Origin of the sequence: Pseudonocardia sulfidoxydans NBRC 16205 (genome assembly GCF_007989085.1) — a bacterium.
Classification (GTDB): Bacteria; Actinomycetota; Actinomycetes; order Mycobacteriales; family Pseudonocardiaceae; genus Pseudonocardia; species Pseudonocardia sulfidoxydans.
In genome coordinates this window covers 75,166-91,666 of sequence record NZ_BJVJ01000001.1, presented here as the reverse complement: position 1 = coordinate 91,666, position 16,501 = coordinate 75,166, and the positions used below count along the sequence as shown (strand labels likewise).

At 73.2% G+C, this 16,501-nt stretch carries 16 protein-coding genes and 1 pseudogene; 10 read left to right on the top strand and 7 right to left on the bottom strand.

The genetic code is table 11. The features are described from left to right. Position 1: 1 nt before the first annotated feature. The gene (locus PSU4_RS00410) at positions 2-2,098 is read right to left on the bottom strand and encodes a hydantoinase/oxoprolinase family protein (protein WP_147101440.1); all 2,097 of its coding nucleotides are present in this window, start codon (positions 2,096-2,098) and stop codon (positions 2-4) included. A 206-nt stretch (positions 2,099-2,304) separates the two neighbouring features. Between PSU4_RS00410 and PSU4_RS00405 the strand changes: the two genes are divergently transcribed. The 8 genes from PSU4_RS00405 (at position 2,305) to PSU4_RS00370 (ending at position 10,512) form a co-directional block, all read left to right on the top strand. After that, positions 2,305-3,792, top strand: coding sequence for an FAD-dependent monooxygenase (locus PSU4_RS00405; RefSeq protein WP_147101436.1), 1,488 nt, complete (start codon positions 2,305-2,307; stop codon positions 3,790-3,792). Further along, positions 3,789-5,438, top strand: a complete 1,650-nt coding sequence (locus tag PSU4_RS00400; protein WP_147101432.1) for a (2,3-dihydroxybenzoyl)adenylate synthase — start codon at positions 3,789-3,791, stop codon at positions 5,436-5,438. The genes PSU4_RS00405 and PSU4_RS00400 overlap by 4 nt, the downstream gene beginning before the upstream one ends. After that, positions 5,435-6,193 carry a maleate cis-trans isomerase family protein gene (locus tag PSU4_RS00395; protein WP_147101429.1) on the top strand — a complete coding sequence of 253 codons (759 nt, stop codon included), beginning with the start codon at positions 5,435-5,437 and terminating at the stop codon, positions 6,191-6,193. The genes PSU4_RS00400 and PSU4_RS00395 overlap by 4 nt, the downstream gene beginning before the upstream one ends. Further along, on the top strand, positions 6,190-6,903 hold the full coding sequence (locus tag PSU4_RS00390; protein ID WP_147101426.1) for a TetR/AcrR family transcriptional regulator: 714 nt from the start codon (positions 6,190-6,192) through the stop codon (positions 6,901-6,903). Before PSU4_RS00395 ends, PSU4_RS00390 begins: the two co-directional genes overlap by 4 nt. 158 nt (positions 6,904-7,061) lie before the next feature. Next, positions 7,062-7,676, top strand: a complete 615-nt coding sequence (locus PSU4_RS00385) for a VOC family protein (RefSeq protein WP_147101423.1) — start codon at positions 7,062-7,064, stop codon at positions 7,674-7,676. Then, positions 7,673-7,921 carry a hypothetical protein gene (locus tag PSU4_RS00380; RefSeq protein ID WP_147101417.1) on the top strand — a complete coding sequence of 83 codons (249 nt, stop codon included), beginning with the start codon at positions 7,673-7,675 and terminating at the stop codon, positions 7,919-7,921. Before PSU4_RS00385 ends, PSU4_RS00380 begins: the two co-directional genes overlap by 4 nt. Beyond that, positions 7,918-9,159: an alpha/beta hydrolase gene (locus PSU4_RS00375; RefSeq protein WP_147101415.1), complete on the top strand. Its 1,242-nt coding sequence runs from the start codon at positions 7,918-7,920 to the stop codon at positions 9,157-9,159. The genes PSU4_RS00380 and PSU4_RS00375 overlap by 4 nt, the downstream gene beginning before the upstream one ends. A 168-nt stretch (positions 9,160-9,327) precedes the next feature. Continuing rightward, positions 9,328-10,512: a cytochrome P450 gene (locus PSU4_RS00370; protein WP_147101412.1), complete on the top strand. Its 1,185-nt coding sequence runs from the start codon at positions 9,328-9,330 to the stop codon at positions 10,510-10,512. Positions 10,513-10,772: 260 nt separating this feature from the next. Here the strand turns inward: PSU4_RS00370 and PSU4_RS00365 are convergent. The 3 genes and pseudogenes from PSU4_RS00365 to PSU4_RS32095 all read right to left on the bottom strand — a co-directional run bounded on the left by PSU4_RS00365 (position 10,773) and on the right by PSU4_RS32095 (position 12,620). After that, positions 10,773-11,200 (bottom strand): annotated as a pseudogene (locus PSU4_RS00365) (PPOX class F420-dependent oxidoreductase). Positions 11,201-11,240: 40 nt separating this feature from the next. Beyond that, positions 11,241-11,597 carry a Rieske (2Fe-2S) protein gene (locus PSU4_RS00360; protein ID WP_147101409.1) on the bottom strand — a complete coding sequence of 119 codons (357 nt, stop codon included), beginning with the start codon at positions 11,595-11,597 and terminating at the stop codon, positions 11,241-11,243. 9 nt (positions 11,598-11,606) lie between these two features. After that, the gene (locus PSU4_RS32095; protein WP_147101406.1) at positions 11,607-12,620 is read right to left on the bottom strand and encodes a Rieske (2Fe-2S) protein; all 1,014 of its coding nucleotides are present in this window, start codon (positions 12,618-12,620) and stop codon (positions 11,607-11,609) included. 217 nt (positions 12,621-12,837) lie between these two features. On the opposite strand from PSU4_RS32095, the gene PSU4_RS00350 reads away from it, so the two are divergent. Both PSU4_RS00350 and PSU4_RS00345 read left to right on the top strand, forming a co-directional pair. Further along, positions 12,838-13,161 carry a DUF6092 family protein gene (locus PSU4_RS00350; protein ID WP_147101403.1) on the top strand — a complete coding sequence of 108 codons (324 nt, stop codon included), beginning with the start codon at positions 12,838-12,840 and terminating at the stop codon, positions 13,159-13,161. Further along, positions 13,158-13,697, top strand: coding sequence for a nitroreductase family protein (locus PSU4_RS00345; RefSeq protein WP_147101400.1), 540 nt, complete (start codon positions 13,158-13,160; stop codon positions 13,695-13,697). The genes PSU4_RS00350 and PSU4_RS00345 overlap by 4 nt, the downstream gene beginning before the upstream one ends. A gap of 27 nt (positions 13,698-13,724) precedes the next feature. On the opposite strand, the gene PSU4_RS00340 is transcribed toward PSU4_RS00345, so the two are convergent. The 3 genes from PSU4_RS00340 to PSU4_RS00330 form a co-directional block, all read right to left on the bottom strand. Continuing rightward, positions 13,725-14,099, bottom strand: a complete 375-nt coding sequence (locus PSU4_RS00340) for an STAS domain-containing protein (RefSeq protein ID WP_147101397.1) — start codon at positions 14,097-14,099, stop codon at positions 13,725-13,727. Between the two features lie 76 nt (positions 14,100-14,175). Further along, positions 14,176-15,027, bottom strand: coding sequence for an HpcH/HpaI aldolase/citrate lyase family protein (locus tag PSU4_RS00335; RefSeq protein ID WP_147101394.1), 852 nt, complete (start codon positions 15,025-15,027; stop codon positions 14,176-14,178). 4 nt (positions 15,028-15,031) lie between these two features. Further along, positions 15,032-16,498 (bottom strand): dihydroorotase, encoded by a 1,467-nt coding sequence (locus tag PSU4_RS00330; protein ID WP_147101391.1) that lies wholly within the window; start codon positions 16,496-16,498, stop codon positions 15,032-15,034. Positions 16,499-16,501 lie beyond the last annotated feature (3 nt).

The following is a 16,501-nucleotide window of genomic DNA, read 5'->3' as shown; positions in this document are numbered from 1 at the left end:
CTCAAGCACTCCTGCGGATCGTGAGGTTGCCGAGGTGGTCGACGGTCCCGGTGGTGCCGCCGGGGACGACGACGGTCGTGGTGGGCACCTCGACGATCGCCGGACCGGTGAGGACGTGGCCCGCGCGCAGCTCGCGGTAGTCGTAGATCGGCGTGTCGACGTAGCCGAGGCGGGCGTCGAGCTGGACCGGGCGCGTGGTCGTCGGGGTCGCGTCGGACTCCGCGGGCGGGATCTCGGGAAGTTTCGGGCTGAACGGCAGCACCCCGACGCCGCGGACGCGGAAGGTGATGGCCTGGATGCCGGCCTCGCGGAACCCGGCGTCCTTGCCGAACAGCTCGGCGTAACGGGCCTCGAACGCGGCCGCCGCGTCCTCGATCGCCGCCACGTCCAGCGGGCCGTCGGCCACCGGCGCGGTGACCTCGGCCAGCTGCATCGAGTACCGCATGTCGACCTCGCGGAACAGCTCGACGGTCTCGAACGTGACGCCCTGGCGTTCCAGGCCGTCGCGGACGCGCTTCTCGAGGTCGGCGAAGTTGCGTTCCGCGCGCTGCGGATCGAACGGGACGACGGTGGGGTCGGACAGCTCGGCGGCCAGCACGATGTCGCTCGACGCCAGCCCGAAGGCGGAGAACGCCGACGCCACCGGCCCGAGCGGGACGACGACCTCGTCGCAGCCCACCTCGGCCGCGTACCCGGCGCAGTGCGCGGGGCCGGCACCGCCGAAGGCGTAGAGCACGAAGTCGCGCGGGTCGTGGCCCGCCTCGACGACGGTCTTGCGCAGCAGGTCACCGGTCTGCGCGTTCTGCACCGTGTAGATGGCCGCGGCGGCCTCCTCGACGGTGAGGCCCAGCGGTTTGGCGATCTGGGTGTCGATGGCCTGGCGCGCCAGGTCCAGCGACAGCGGTTTGCGCCCGCCGAGCAGGCCCCGCTCGGGCAGGATGCCGAGGACGAGGTTGGCGTCGGTGTTGGTGGGCTCGGTGCCGCCGTTGCCGTAGCAGGCGGGGCCGGGGACGGCCTGCGCGCTGCGCGGGCCGATCCGCAGGTTGCCGCCCGCGTCGAGCCAGGCGATGGCGCCGCCGCCGGAACCGATGGCGTCGACGTGCAGGGTGGGCACGTTGATGGGGTGGTGGTTGATCACCGTGGTGGTGTCGCGCACCGGTTCGCCGTCGACGATCAGCCCGGCCAGGAACGTCGTGCCGCCGACGTCGGTGGAGATGATGTCGCGGTGCCCGAGCTGTCGGCCGAGCGCGACCGATCCCACGACGCCGCCGGTCAGGACCGACCCGACCGTGCTGATCGCGGTCGCCGGGGCCTGGGCGGCCGCGACGGCGCCACCGTTGGACTGCATGACGAGCAGCGGGCCGGTGAGGCCGTTGTCGCGCAACGACGACTCGAGCGTGCCGAGGTAGTCGCGCAGGCCGGGCCCGATCTGGGTGCTCATGATCGTGGTGGCGTTGCGGGCGAACTCCCGGATGCGGGGGCTGACCTCCGACGACAGCGCCACGAACAGGTCGGGTGCCTCCTCGGCGATGAGCTCGCGCAGCCGGCGCTCGTGCACCGGGTTGCGGAACGACCACAGCAGCGAGACCGCGATCGCCTTCACGCCGTCGGCGAGCAGGGCGCGGATCGCCGCCCGGGCCTCGTCCTCGTCGAGGGCGACGACGACGGTCCCGTCGCGGTCGATGCGCTCGGTGACCTCCAGGGCGTGCCGCTTGGGCAGGAGGGAGTGGTCCTTGGCCTGGCCGAGGACGTGCTGCAGCTCGTGCGGTGAGCGGCCCAGGTAGCGGCCCTCGACGTTCATGATGTAGATCGAGTCGCGGTGGCCCTTGGTGGTGAGGAACCCGACGGGCGGTACGTCACCGGTCACGAGCGCATTGAGCGACGAGGTCGTGCCGTGCGCGATGTGGTGGGTGTCGGCCAGCATCTCCGGCAGCGTCCGGCCGAGCTGCTCGGCGAGCAGCCCGAGCACGTCGAGGACGCCGCGGGAGTAGTCGGGCGGGGTCGAGGGGGACTTCGCGGCGAGCACGGTGCCGGCGTCGTCGTCGAGCACGGCATCGGTGAACGTGCCGCCCACGTCCACGCCGATGACATAGGCCATGACTCACGCTCCTTCGCGCGACGAGAGAGCCGCGTCGGCGCCGGGAGACCCCGGACCGCGGCATCTGACGGTTGCGTAGACTATTCAACACATTCGCTAACAGTCAAGCGGCCGAGGCGCTTGACGACCGCACCATCCATATCGTCGAATAGTCGACGTAATAGTCAAAGTCGGTGGCTGTGCCGCTGCCGGCGGGGGAGGTCGGGATGGATCTGCATCGCGTCGCGGTGCTCGGCGGTGGACCGGGCGGGCTCTACGCCGCACGACTGCTGAAGCTCGCGAACCCCGGGTGCGAGGTGGTCCTGCACGAGCAGGGTGAGCCCGACACGACGTTCGGCTTCGGGGTCGGACTCGCCGCGGGGACGCAGCGCAAGCTGGAGGCCGCCGACCCCGACACCCTGCGCGAGATCGTCGCCGCCGGGCTGCGCCACGACATGACGATGACCGTCGACGGGGGCATCGCGCGCGTGCGCAACGACCGGCTCGTCGGGATCGCCCGCACCGAGCTGCTGGCCGTCCTGCAGCGGCACGCCGAGAAGGCCGGGGTCGACCTCCGCTTCGGTGACCGTCGTGCGGCCGCGGACCTGGACGCCGAGGTCGTCGTCGCCGCGGACGGGGTCGGCAGCGCCACCCGCGAGGCGGGCGACTTCGGCGCGTCGATCGACGTCGGCCGCGGGCTCTACCTGTGGTGCGGCACCGACTTCGCCCTCGACGACGCCGTGTTCGCCCCGGTCCGCACCGAGCACGGCGTGTTCGTCACCCACGCATACCCGTACTCCGGCGCCGGTGCGACGGGCACGAGCACCTTCCTCATCGAGACCGACGAGGCGACGTGGCGGCGCGCAGGCTTCGACGCCACCACGGACGCGACCGACGCCTCCGACGACACCTCGTTGCGGTACCTGCAGGACGCGTTCGCCGGCACGCTGCGCGGGCACCGGCTGATCGGCAACCGCACCCGCTGGTTGCGGTTCCGCACGGTCCGCTGTGACCGCTGGTCCGACGGGCGCACCGTGCTGCTCGGCGACGCCGCCCACACCGCGCACTTCTCCATCGGCTCGGGCACCAAGCTCGCCATGGAGGACGCGATCGGGCTCGTCGACGCGCTGCGCGAGGAGCCCGACCGCGCCGCGGCGTTCGCCCGCTACGAACGCGTCCGCAGACCGTCGGTCGAGCGGCTGCAGGAGCTCGCGCGGCGCAGCCGGCTGTGGTGGGAGTCGTTCCCCGACCGGCTCGACCTGCCCGTCGAGCGGCTCATGGTCGCCTACATGTCCCGGGCGGGGAACGTGCCCCTCGAACGGTTCGCGAGCACCGCACCGGACGTCGTCGCCGCAGCGCTCACGCAGTACGGCGGCGACGGCCCCCCACCCGCGGGCGCGATCACCGACTGGGTGCTCGACCGCACCCGCCCGGCCCCCGCCGCGATGCGGGAGCTCCACGCCGACCTCGACGACCCCTGGTCTCCCGAGGGGGACGCGATCGTCGCCCGCGCCGCCGCCGGCACCGGGGCCGTCGTCCTCACCGGGGCCGCGGACCGGCCCGCCGTCCTCACCCGTACCGATCTCGCCGAGCGGGTACGGCGTGAGGCAGGGGTGCAGGTGGCCGTCGCCGCGCCCGCCGCCCTGCGTGACGACCTGGCCGCCGCGCTGGTCAGCGGCAGGATGGACCACATCGTGCTCACGGAGGAGCGATGACCACCGACCCCCGCCTGGTCCGCTACCCCGCCGACGACGCCGCCGCCTACCGCGCCGCCGGGCTGTGGGGCACTGCCACGATCGCGAACGAGCTGACCCGCGTCGCCGCCGCGCACCCGGACCGCGACGCCGTCGTCGCCCTCGACGGCCGGGTCACCTTCGGCGAGCTCGACACCCGCACCGACCTGCTCGCCGCCGGGCTCCTCGACCTCGGGCTGCGCCCCGGCGACCCCGTGCTGTTCCAGCTCACCAACCGGCTCGATGCCGTCGTCGCCTGGTACGGGGTGCTCAAGGCTGGGCTCGTGCCCGTCTGCACGCTCGCCGCGCACCGCGGCCACGAGATCGGCGAGATCAGCCGCCGGGTCGGTGCCGTCGCGCACCTCGTCGAGGCCGGCACGCGCGGGTTCGACCTCGTCGGGTTCGCCCTCGACCAGCAGCGCGACCACCCGACGCTGCGCCAGGTACTGGTCGTCGGCGACGACGACCGCGGCGTCCCGGTCACGTCCCTCGGCGCGGGGACCGACCCCGCCGCCGCGCGCGTCGCCGTCGAGAAGGTGCAGGCCGCGATCGACCCCGACGACGTCGCCGTCTTCCAGCTCTCCGGCGGCACGACGGGCGTGCCCAAGGTGATCCCGCGGCTGCACGCCGAGTACTGGTACAACGCCGCCGAGTACGCCCGCTCCTGGGGCTGGGACTCCACGACCCGCGTCGCCCACCTCATCCCGATCATCCACAACGCCGGGATCGTGTGTGCCGTGCACGCCCCGCACAGCGTCGGGGCGGCCCTGGTCCTGGGCACCGCGGACCTCGACGAGTCGTTGCCGCTCATGGCCCGCGAGGGCGCGACGCACGTCCTGCTCGGCCACGGCCACTTCCGCGCCGCCGACCATCCCGGGTTCGCCGCCGCGGCCGCCGCGCTCACCCAGGTCGTGCTCTCCGGGGCCAAGGTCCCACCCGCGCTGTTCGACGCGATCGAGGCACGCGGCATCTGGTCGGGACAGCTGTTCGGGATGGGGGAGGGCCTGTTCCTGACGACGCGTCCCGGCGCGGCGCGCGAGGCCCGCGCGACGACGGTGGGCACCCCGCTGTCGCCGCACGACGAGATCCGCATCCTCGTGCCGGGCAGCGAGGACGAGGTGCCCGACGGGGAGGTCGGCGAGCTCGCCTGCCGCGGCCCGTACACGCTGCGCGGCTACTTCGACGCCCCCGACCACAACGCCCGCGCCTTCACCTCCGACGGCTTCTACCGCACCGGCGACCTCGCCGCGGTGCGCAGCATCGGCGGCGACCGGTGCGTGTCCGTCGAGGGGCGGATCAAGGACCTGATCAACCGTGGCGGGGAGAAGATCAACGCCGAGGAGGTCGAGCTGCTCCTGCTGCGCCACCCCCGCGTCGCCGCCGCGGCGGTCGTCGCCATGCCCGACCCGCGGCTGGGGGAGCGGACCTGCGCCTACGTCGTCGTCCGCGGCGAGCCGCTGGACCTGCCCGAGGTGCAGGCCCACTTCGCAGCGCTCGACGTCGCCAAGTTCAAGTGGCCCGAACGCATCGAGCACCTCGACGAGATCCCCCGCACGCTCGTCGGCAAGACCGACAAGAAACGGCTGCAGGCCGCGATCACCGCCACGCTGACCGAGGAGAACCCATGACGCCGCACCGCATCGGGCTGGTCGTCCCCAGCTCGAACGTCACCGTCGAGACGGAGATCCCGGCGCTGCTCGCCAGGCACGCCGACGCGACGTTCTCCTTCCACGGCAGCCGGATGCGGATGCACCGCGTCTCGCCGGAGGAGCTGCGTGCCATGAACGCCCAGCGTGAACGGTGTGTCGACGAGCTGGCCGACGCCGGCGTCGATGCCCTGCTCTACGCGTGCCTGGTGGCGCTGATGGCGCAGGGGCCGGGGGAGCACCAGCGCGTGGAGGCCCTGGTGGGTGACCAGCTGCCCGACACCGTCGTCCGGTCCAGCGCCGGCGCGCTGGTCGAGGGGCTGCAGGCGCTGGGCGCGCGGCGGATCGCGCTGGTCACGCCGTACCTGCGGCCGCTCGCCGAGCAGGTCGTCGGCTACCTGGAGGCCGAGGGCTTCGAGGTCGTCGACTGGGCGGCACTCGAGGTGGGCGACAACGCGGAGGTCGGCTGCATCCCGGGCGAGCGGGTCATGACCGCCGCCCGCGGGCTGTCCATGGCGGGAGCCGACGCGCTCGTCATCTCGGCGTGCGTGCAGATGCCCTCGCTCGACCTCGTGGCCCCCGCCGAGGCGGAGTTCGGCCTTCCGGTGCTGTCGGCCGCGACGGCGGGTGCCTTCTCGCTGCTGCGGGCGCTGGACCTGGATCCCCGGCTGCCCGGCGCGGGCACGCTGCTCGCCGGGGCCGGCTCGTCGGTCGGGGCCTCTACGATCGCGTCATGAGCGGTGCGGAGTTCCGGGGACGGCGTGCGGCCGGTGTGACGACGCGGCGCGAGCTCGTCGAGAACGAGCTCCTCGAGCACGCCACCCGGCTGTTCGCCGAACGTGGTTTCGCCGGGACGAGCCTGCAGGACATCGCCGACGCCCTCGGTATCACCCGGCCCGCCCTGTACTACTACGTGAAGAGCAAGGACGAGCTGCTCGCGAAGCTCGTCACCGAGGTCACCAACGGTCCACTCGACGAGCTCGACGCGCTGGCCGCCCGCGCGGACGTCGACGCGGTGGCCAAGCTGCGCGGTGTCGTCGAGATCATCGCGGGCCGCAGGGTCACCCAGCCCGAGCAGTTCCGGCTGCTCATCCGGTCGGAGGCGGAGCTGCCGGCGGAGCTCACCGAGGCGTACGCCGCATCGCGCCGCGACGTGCTGCGCACCATCGCCGGTGTCGTCGAGGAGGGGGTGCGCGCGGGCCTGTTCCGTCCCGTCGACGCCCGGGTCGCGGCCCTCGGGGTCCTGGGGATGTGCAACTGGGTGGCGTGGTGGTTCCACCCGGGTGGGCGTGACTCCGGGTGGTCGGTGGTCTCGCAGCTGGCCGACATGGCCGTCGGGGCGCTGGCGAGGCCGGACGCGCAGACGCTCGACGGTGAGGGTCCGGCGGCGGCGCTGAAGATGCTGCGCCAGGACCTCGACCATCTCGAGCGCGTGCTCGATCTCTGAGGCCCCGAGGCCCCAAGGCCCGAGGTCTCTGAGGCGAGGTGTCCAGAGGGCTCTCCACCGCTGGTGGAGGGCCCTTTTCGCGTGCCGCGACGGCGGATGATTCAGCGCATGCGTAGAACTGTTGACGCAACCGTAAGCGCGCGCGTACCGTCGGGCTCATGACGGAACAGGACCATCGGGTCCGCGGCGTCGACCACGTCGCCTTCCCGACCTTTGATCCCGCGGCGACGGTGCGCTTCTACCGCGACGTCCTGGGCTTCCCGGTCGTGCACTCGATCTGTGCCGCGGGCTGGGGCCCGGAGAACCACCCGGACTTCATCCACTTCTTCTTCGACATCGGCAACGACGACCGGATCGCGTTCTTCTACTACTTCGGTGCGACGCCGCAGGTCGGCGGCCCGGTGGGGGAGAAGGGCGACGTCTACGCCCGCTTCGGCGCCGACGTGCCGGAGTACTTCGTCCGTTCCCGGCACCTCGCCATCCATGTCGACTCCGAGGACGACCTGCTGGAGTACCGGCGCCGCCTCGACGCCAGCTCCTGGCCCGTCGAGATGCAGATCCAGCACGAGACCATCGAGTCGATCTACACCCACGACCCGAACGGCTACATGTTCGAGATCACCCGCGCCATGCGGCCCGTGACGCCGCAGGAGGACGACGACGCCGCCCTGACGATCGACGCGCTGCTCGACGTCGTCGCCGGCCCCGAACCGACATTCGGGAAGCTGTTGGCGCGCAAGGCCGAACTCATCGTCGAGCGGGTGCCGGTGTGACCACCCTGTACGTGCTCGACGTCCCGGAGAACACCGCTGTCGTCAAGATCGCCGATGAGGACCCCGAGGTGACCGTCGGGCGGCGTGGCTGGTACTTCGAGATCAGCTCGGCAGGCTCGATCGTCGTCGACCGGCGCGCGACCGGCTGCCGCCACGCCGTCTGGTACTCCTGCGTCGCCGGGGTGGGCCGTGATGGCCGGATCACCCAGCACGACAAGAACGCCCTGCGCGTGGACCCGGTGTGAGCACCGGCCTGGGCGCCGGGCGCTACCTGGCCGCGGGCCGACGGCCGGCCTCGACGACGACCACGGTCCACGAGCTGACCACGGCCGACGGCGCGACCGTCCGCGGCGTGCTGGCCACCGTGCCGGGCGCGCGGACCGTCGTCGGCCTCATGCACCCGCGCCAGGACCTCACCCATCACCCCCTCGTGCCCCTGCTGCTGCAGGCCGGTGCCGCGGTGTGGACCCAGCACACCCGGTCGGTCAACAACGACCTCACCCTCGTCCACGAGCAGGCGCTGCTCGACGTCGCCGCCGGCATGGTCTTCCTGCGCGACGAGGGATTCGACTCGGTGGTCACGCTCGGGCACTCCGGCGGCGGCACCCTCTACGCCTTCTACCTGTCCCAGGCCTCGCTGCCTGCGGCGCAACGGCTCACGCGCACCCCGGGGGGTCGTCCCGTCCCGTTGGCCGACGCCGACATGCCCGTCGCCGACGGCGCCGTCTTCCTCGCCCCCCACCCCGGGCAGGGGGCGCTGCTGCTGGGCTGCATCGACCCGTCGGTGGCCGACGAGGCCGATCCGCTCTCGGTCGTTCCCTCGCTCGACCCGTTCTCCCCGGACAACGGGTTCGCCGCGCCGCCGCGCAGCTCGTCGTACTCCGCGGAGTTCCTCGACCGGTACCGCGCGGCCCAGCGCGACCGGGTCGCGCGCATCGACGCCGTCGCCCGCGCGTCGCTCGCCCGCACGGCCTCGGCCCGCGCGGCGTTCAGGAGCACCGGTGATGCCGCCGACCGGCGGCGTGCCCTCGCGCCGCGGATCCTCACGGTCTTCCGAACCGACGCCGACCCGCGCACCGTCGACCTCTCGATCGACCCCAGCGACCGGCCGTACGGGTCGCTCTTCGGCACGCGTCCCGACCTGATCAACTACGGCCAGGTCGGGTTCGGCCGGCTCACCACGCCCGAGGCGTGGCTCTCGACGTGGTCGGGCCTGAGCTCGAACGCGGACTTCGCCCGGTGCGCCCCCGGGGTCACCGTGCCCACGCTGTTCGTCGAGCTCACCGGTGACCAGGCCGCCTTCCCGGCCGACTCGCGCCGCATGACCGCCGCCCTCGGTGCCGCCGACCTCACCGTCGAGACCGTGCGCGGGTTGCACTTCGGCGGTGCCCTCGCCGAGGGTGAACCGACCGGCAACGAGCTCGCGGCCGCTCGCATCGCCGACTGGCTGGGCGAGCGCTACGGGCTGGCGCCGCCGGGCTGAGCAGTGTCCCTCGGAGCCGGGCCCGCCACGGTGGGCCCGGCGCGTCCGTGTGCGCGAAAAAGCATTGCGCGACAACGGAATTGGGCCGCACGAGCGCTGGCTTTTCAGCGGGTTCGTCGAATAACCTACGAATGAGTCGCAAGGTCTCGACGCGCAAAGGAGCGTGCGATGGTCGCCAGTGAACGGACCGCTTTCAACCCCCTCGCCCCGGCCGGTCGCGACGAGGTGCGCCGTGGTCTCGCCGACGCCCGCGGGGGCGGCTGCCCGGTCACCGGGGTCGCGCCCGGCCTCGGGTTCGTCTCCCACCACCGGCACGCCCGCGAGGCCCTGCTCGACCACGGCAGCTTCAGCAACCACGGCAACTTCGTCCTGGAGAGCGACGGCGACGGCCCGGCCCCGCCCGACCTCATCACCCAGAGCGACCCGCCCGAGCACACCCGGCTGCGCGCCCTCCTGCGCCCCGGGTTCGCCCGCGCCGCCATCACCGACGCCGCCCCCTGGATCGCCGAGTACGTCGACGAGCTCATCGACGGCCTGCCCGACGGCGGGCCCGCCGACATCGTCGGCGACCTCGCGCTCCCACTGACCGCGCGCGTCATCGGCCGCCTCGTCGGGGTCCCCGCCGACGACGCCGCAGAGCTCGCGCAGCTCTCCCTCGACATCACCGCGATCCTGCCCGCGAGCTTCGTCGGTACCCGGATGTGGGCGCGGCTGGAGGAGTACTTCACTGCCGCCGCCCGGCAACGACGCACCGCCGACACCCCGCCCGACGACCTCGTCACCCTGCTCGCCCTCGGTGAGATCGACGGCAGGCCCCTCACCGACCGGGAGGTCGCCTTCCACGCCTGGCAGCTGTTCGTCGCGGGGCTGGAGAGCACCGCCTACACGATCGGCTCCACCGTCTGGGAGCTGCTGGCCGACCGCAGCCGGTGGGAGGCGCTGCTCGCCGACCGATCGTTGCTCGACAACGCCCGCGAGGAAGGCCTTCGCCACGGCTCCGCGATCCGCTGGGTGCTGCGCACCGTCACCGGCCCCGCCCACGTCGACGGCGATTCCGTGGCCGCCGGCGACCGGCTGATCGTCGGTCTGGAGTCGGCCAACATGGACGAGGAGGTCTTCGGACCGGACGCCGCCGACTTCGACCTGCACCGCTCGACCGCGCGCCGCCACCTCTCGTTCGGCCACGGCATCCACCTGTGCCTCGGCGCCGAGCTGTCCCGCATCGAGATCTCCACGGCACTGGGCGCCCTGCTCGACCGCATGCCGGGGCTGCGCCTGGCCCCCGACGCGACCCGTGTCGACGTCGCGAGCCCGATGTTCTGCGGTCCCCAGCGCGTCGACGTCGTGTGGTGACCCCGCGCTGTGGCCCGACAACGGGTCCACGTCATCGGTCTGTGCGTGCCCCGGATTGTCGTAGGTCGACGTCGGAGTCGGCGACATGACCGCTGTATCGGCCGACGGGGAGAGCAGGCTGCCGTTCGGCGACGCCGCGCCCGCGCAGGTCCGGGCCGAGCTGACCACCGAAGATGCAGCAGCGTTCGGCCGGCAGTCGCGGCGGCTGATGGGCTCGATGACGCCACACCGCGCGGGGACCGCGAACCCCCCGCCGTGGGTCAGCGGATACGCGCGCCGTACACGTGGTCGACGGTCATCGTCATGAGGACGCGACGGTCCTCCACCATGACGCGGCGGTACTCGTCCCAGTCCGGGTGTTCGCCCGCGGCCGCGCGGTAGTACCCGACGAGGGCCTCCACCTCGGGGCCGTCCGGGTGCCGGGGCCGACGAGCGTCGCCACACCCTCGACCGTCGCCCAGCCCCATCCGTCGGCGCTGGTGACCTCCAGGGTCGCGCGCGGGTCGCGGCGCAGGTTCGCGGTCTTCGCGCGACCCTCCGTCATCGACACGTGCAGCAGTCCGGCGTCACGGTCGTAGAAAGGGGTGACCGGCGAGAGCTGCGGGCGGCCGTCGGACTTGATCGTCGCCAGGACACCGAGCCGACTCTCGGCGAGCAACGCGTGCGGGTCGAACGGGGACGAGGTCATGCCCGTGCCAACCCCGCCCGCGAGGTCGGAATTCCGCGGTTCAGTGGAACGGTTTGTGCGGGATCTCGGCCTCGTTGAGCTGTTGGTCGGCGTCGACCCAGATCGCGTCGTCCTCGATCTTGCACGCGTACACCGGGATCGGGCTGACCGCGGGCACCCCGCGGGGCTCACCGGTCCGCAGGTCGAAGCAGGAGTTGTGCGCCGGGCAGATGAGGGTGTCGTCCTCCTGCAGGTACCCCTCGTTGAGGGGCTGCTGCTGGTGGGTGCAGGTGTTGTGGACGGCGACGGCCTCGTCCTCGTAGAGCCGCACCACGCAGATGGGCTCGCCCTTCATCTCGACGACCATCATGTCGCCCTCTTCGAGCTGGTCGAGGTCCGCGACCGCTTCCCATGCCATGGCTGCCTCCTAGGTGGTGGTGGGGGCACTACGGGTCCGGGTGCGGCCCTCCGCGGGCGCGGCGCCCGACCGGGTCCCGCGCGCCCGCGGCTGCGAGCCCCGCACCTCGACCCAGCCGTTGCGGATCCGGGTGGGCAGCACGGGCTGGGGGTGGTGGGCGGGGCCGCGGACGATGTGTCCGTCGCGCAGGTCGAACAGCGACTCGTGCAGCGGGCAGGAGATGACGCAGCCGACGACCTCGCCGCGGCTGAGCAGGCCACCGGCGTGGCTGCACAGGTCGTCGAGGGCGTGGACGGTGTCGCCGGAGCGGTGGAGCACGACCTGCCGTCCTTCGACGGTGACGCCGGTGGTGGCGCCGTCGGGCAGGTCGGTCTCCTCGACCGCCTTGACCCACCGGTTGGGACCGGCGGTGTTCGCGACCCGGTTGACCATGAGGCCGCGACCCTGCACGAGGTGCCCGCCGACGTAACCCGCCGCGGCGGTGACGGCCATACCGGCCATGCCGAGTGCCTGCGCGGGACGGCGTCTCCCGGCGACGCGGGCGGCCAGCGACGCCGCGGCCAGGGTGGTCCCGGCGAGGTTCATCATCCCGTGCAGCAGACCGACGCGGCGGTCCTCGCCGTCGCTGACGGTCCAGTCCGTGGCGCCGGTCGCGACGGTGGCGGCGGCCGCGGCGATCCCGGCGGCGCTGAGCGCCCCGGCGGGGTCGAGTCCCTTGCCTGCGGCGCCGACGTCCTTGCCGAGGACGTCGAGCACGACCGACCCGGCCCAGAACCCGATCGGCAGGTCGCTCAGCGCGGCGTGCAGCGAGTGCCCGGCCCACCGGCCGCCGTGCATGAGCTCGACGACGGGGTTGGAGCGGTGCCGGTCGTAGACGGGCAGGACGGCGGCGGCGACCTTCTCGTCGGCGTCGCGCAGCCAGGGCCATGAGGTGATCGCGGCGAACAGGTCGCGGTGCCAGGTCGTCAGCCGGGACGCGCCCCCGGGCGCGTCGGCGCCTGACGGTGTGTCCGAACTCGACATCGCTGCTCCGCTCGTTCCAGTGCCGCTCGTCGTGCTGCCGCGTCGTTGCGACGACTCGCATGATCGCACCGCGCAAGTGTGTCCACCATCACCGTGTTTCTCGCCGAGTGATGATCGGACGGTCCGCTGACGATCACCCCAGGTCCGGGCCCGGTCCGGATTCACCGCACGTCGAATGGTGGATGTCCCGGCGGTCGGGGTGGGGCAGGGTGGACCGGTGACCGGACCCGTGTGGGTGCTCGACGAGGACGACGCGCTGGAGGTCCTCGCCTACCTGGTCACCGCTGCCCGCACCCAGGTCGACGAGGCCGCCGAGTACGGCCCGATGCGGCTGCTCACGGCCGCCCGCAAGGTCGCGGACCGGCTCGCGTCGAGGGCCTCGGAGCCGACGGCGGCGTTCGCCCGCGACCACGTCGACCCGATGCCCGAGCTCGCCGTCCCGCGGGAGGGTCGCGAGGAGTACCTCGCCCGTCTCGACGCCCTCTGCGCCGAGCTGGGTTCGGTGCTCGCGGCCCGCTACGTGCCGGGCCGCTCGTCGTGAACGACGCGAACCCGGTGCTCGCGGCGATCCGCAGCCGCCGCGTCGTCCGCGCGATGACCGACGAACCGTTGCCGCGCGCGACGCTCGAGGAGATCCTCGACGCCGCCCGGTGGGCGCCGACGGCCGGCAACCGGCACCTGCAACGGTTCGTCGCCAGCGACGATCCGGGCACGTTGCGGGCGCTGCGCATGGTGTCGCCGGGCATGCTGCAGCGGCCGGTGGCCGTCGTCGCGATCTGCGTCGACCGCGACCTGGCCGTCGACTACGGGTTCGCCCGCGACGCGCACAGCCTGTCGGTCGACGTCGGTACCGCGGCCGCGACGGTGCTGCTCGCCGCCCACGCGCTGGGCGTCGGTGGCGGACCGGTCACGTCGTTCAGCCGGGCCGCGGCCGGCGTGGTGCTCGACGTCCCCGCGGGCTGGACGCCGGAGTTCCTCGTCTGCCTCGGCCACCCGGCCCAGGGCGGGCCGGGGGAGATGCGGCGGGGCACCCGGGTGACCTGGCAGGACCTGACGGTGTGGGCGCCCCGCGCGTGACGGGTCAGGGGACCCGCCACCCGAACCTCACAGGGAGTCGAGCGCCACGCCGACCGCCGGGAACGTGCGGAACCGCAGCAGCAGGTGCCGGTCGCGGCCGCTGAGGGCGACTGTGTGCTTGGACGTGCCGACGAGGTCGACCGTCAGACCGTGCGCCTGCGCGACCTCCCGGGCCCGGTCGAGGACCGTGACCGAGCCGGGGGCCACCGACGTCACACCGGACAGGTCGACGAGCACGTGCCGTGTCACGCAGCTGCCGGCGGCGACGAGCCGGCACCGGGCGTCGACGAGGCGCAGCACCCGGTTCGCGGTGGCGGTGTCGAGGTCGCCGGTCACGCGGACGAGGTGCACCGCCGGGGCGGGCGACTCGATTGCCAGGAACGCGTTGTGCGCGAGCGTCATTCAGCGCCTCCGTGGGAGAGGAGGCGGCTTCTTCACCCCGGGGAGCGGGCGTCGGCAGGACGCCCTGTGACGCAGGCTACCCGGATCCGGCGCGCGCGAGCACGTCGCGCGCGGAGCGCACGACGGCCTCGTCGAGCATGCGGCCGGTCCGCGGGTCGATCGCGATGCCGGACCCGGCGGCGTCGAGGGTGTCCACGACCGCCCGCGCCCGGTCGAGCTCGTCGGCGGTCGGCGTGAACGCGGCGTTGATCACCGGGACCTGCTTGGGGTGCACGGCGGTCCGGGCCCGGAACCCCTGCCGCAGCAGCGCGGCGGTGCTCGCCGCGAGGTCGTCGTCGGTGGCGGTCAGGTCGGTCTCGACGGGCGCGACGGGCGCGACGAGCCCTGCCGCCGCCGAGGCGACGACGATCGCCGCCCGGTGCGGCGCCAGCTCGGCGCGGTCGGGCCCGGGCACCAGCCCGAGGTCGGCGGCCAGGTCGGCCTCGCCGATCGCGAGCCGCTGCACGCGGGGCCCGCGGGACAGCGCGGCGACCTCGAGGAGCCCGGCCGCCGTCTCGACGACCGGCACGACCGCCACGGACCCGGACTGCACGCCGGCGGCCCGTTCCGCGTCGAGGAGCAGGGAGTCGGTGCGGCGCAACGACTCCGGCGTCGCCTTGGGGAGCAGGATGCCCGCCAGTGCGACGCCGGTGACAGCGGCGACGTCGTCGGCGAGCCGGTCGGCGTTCACCCGCACCCAGCGCTCGGGGCCGTCGCCGGCCGGTGCCGCCCGCAGGTGCGCGGCGACGGCGGCCCGGGCGGCGTCCTTGGCCGGCGGGGCGACGGCGTCCTCCAGGTCGAACACCAGTGCGTCCGCGCCGCGCTCGCCGGCGCGGGCGAAGCGCTCGCCGCGGTCGCCCGGCACGTAGAGGTAGCTGCGCGGACGCACCGGCTCAGCTCCGGCCGGTCGGACGGTGCAGGTAGCCGCCGACGGGTTCGCCGACGACCTTGCGGTCGGCGAGCACCTGGTGCCCGCGCACGAACGTGTCGGTGACGACGGCGTCGAGCTCGAAACCCTCGAACGGCGTGTACTCCTGCGCGGACTCGGAGTCGGCGGCGCGGACGGTCCAGTGGACGTCCGGGTCGAGCAGGGCGACGTCGGCGTCGAAGCCGACGGCGATGGCGCCCTTGGTGCGCAGCCCGAATCGCTGCGCGGGGTTCCACGCGGTCAGCTCGGCCATCCGCTGGGTCGACAGCCCGCGCTTCGTGCCCTCGGAGTACAGGCCGGCGAGCAGGTACTCGGCGCCGCCGAACCCGGACTTGGCGACGAACACGTCGTCGCGCGGGTCGCCGAACTTCATCTCGTCGCGGCAGCAGGCGTGGTCGGAGACGACCCAGTCGAGCTCACCGGCGAGCAGGTGCGTCCACAGCGCCTCGACGTCCTCGCGGGGGCGGATCGGCGGGTTCACCTTGGCGCCCAGGCCCGACGCGGTGTCGACGTCGGCGAGCAGGTGCCCGATCGTCACCTCGCGGCGGAAGTCGATGTGCGGGAAGGCCCCTGCCATGCGCAGCGCGGCGTCGACGGCCTTGGCCGAGCTCAGGTGCAGCAGGTTGATCTTGGGCAGTCCGGTCTCGTGCGCCAGGTACGAGGCGATGGAGACGGCGAGGCCCTCGGAGTGCGGCGGGCGCGACGCCGAGTAGGCGCGCAGCCCGGTCAGCGAGTCGTCGGCCTCGACGATCTTCTGGTACGCCGTCATGATCTCGGCGGTCTCGCAGTGCAGGCCGAGCGAGATCTCCTCGGCGAGGTCCGGGAACCGCTCGCGGGCGGCCTGGATGCCGCGCATGACGAACTCGAAGTGGGCGATGTCGTAGCGCTCGCCCTCGGGGGTCATGAGGAACGAGCTCTGGTCGTTCGAGCGCCCGTGCAGGCCGTGCCCGCCGTAGAACATGAAGATCTTGAACGAGGTGACGCCGAACTCCTCGATCAGGCGCGGGATCTCGTCGATGTGCTCGCGCATCATCGGGGCGAGATGGAAGGCGTAGTCGACGAGCGCGCGCCCGGCCGAGGCGTCGAGGACCTCGGGGAAGAAGTCGCGGTAGGGGCCGCCCTTGTTCAGGTAGTACTGCCCGGTGCGCATGTAGTTCAGTGCGGTGGTGACCCCGCCTTGCGCGCACGCGCGGCTCTCGATGGAGGTGTCCTCGGACAGCGGGTTGTAGATGCCCCAGTGCTGGTGGGCGTCGACGACGCCCGGGAAGGCCAGCTTGCCGGCGGCGTCGACGACCACGGTCGCGTCCTCGACCGGGATGCCCGGCTCGAGGCGGACGATCTTCCCGTCGGACACGCCGATGTCGAGACGGTCGGGCTCGGGCCGGTCGTGACCGGCGACGGCGGCGTTGGTGATGAGCAGGTCGAGAGCCACGTG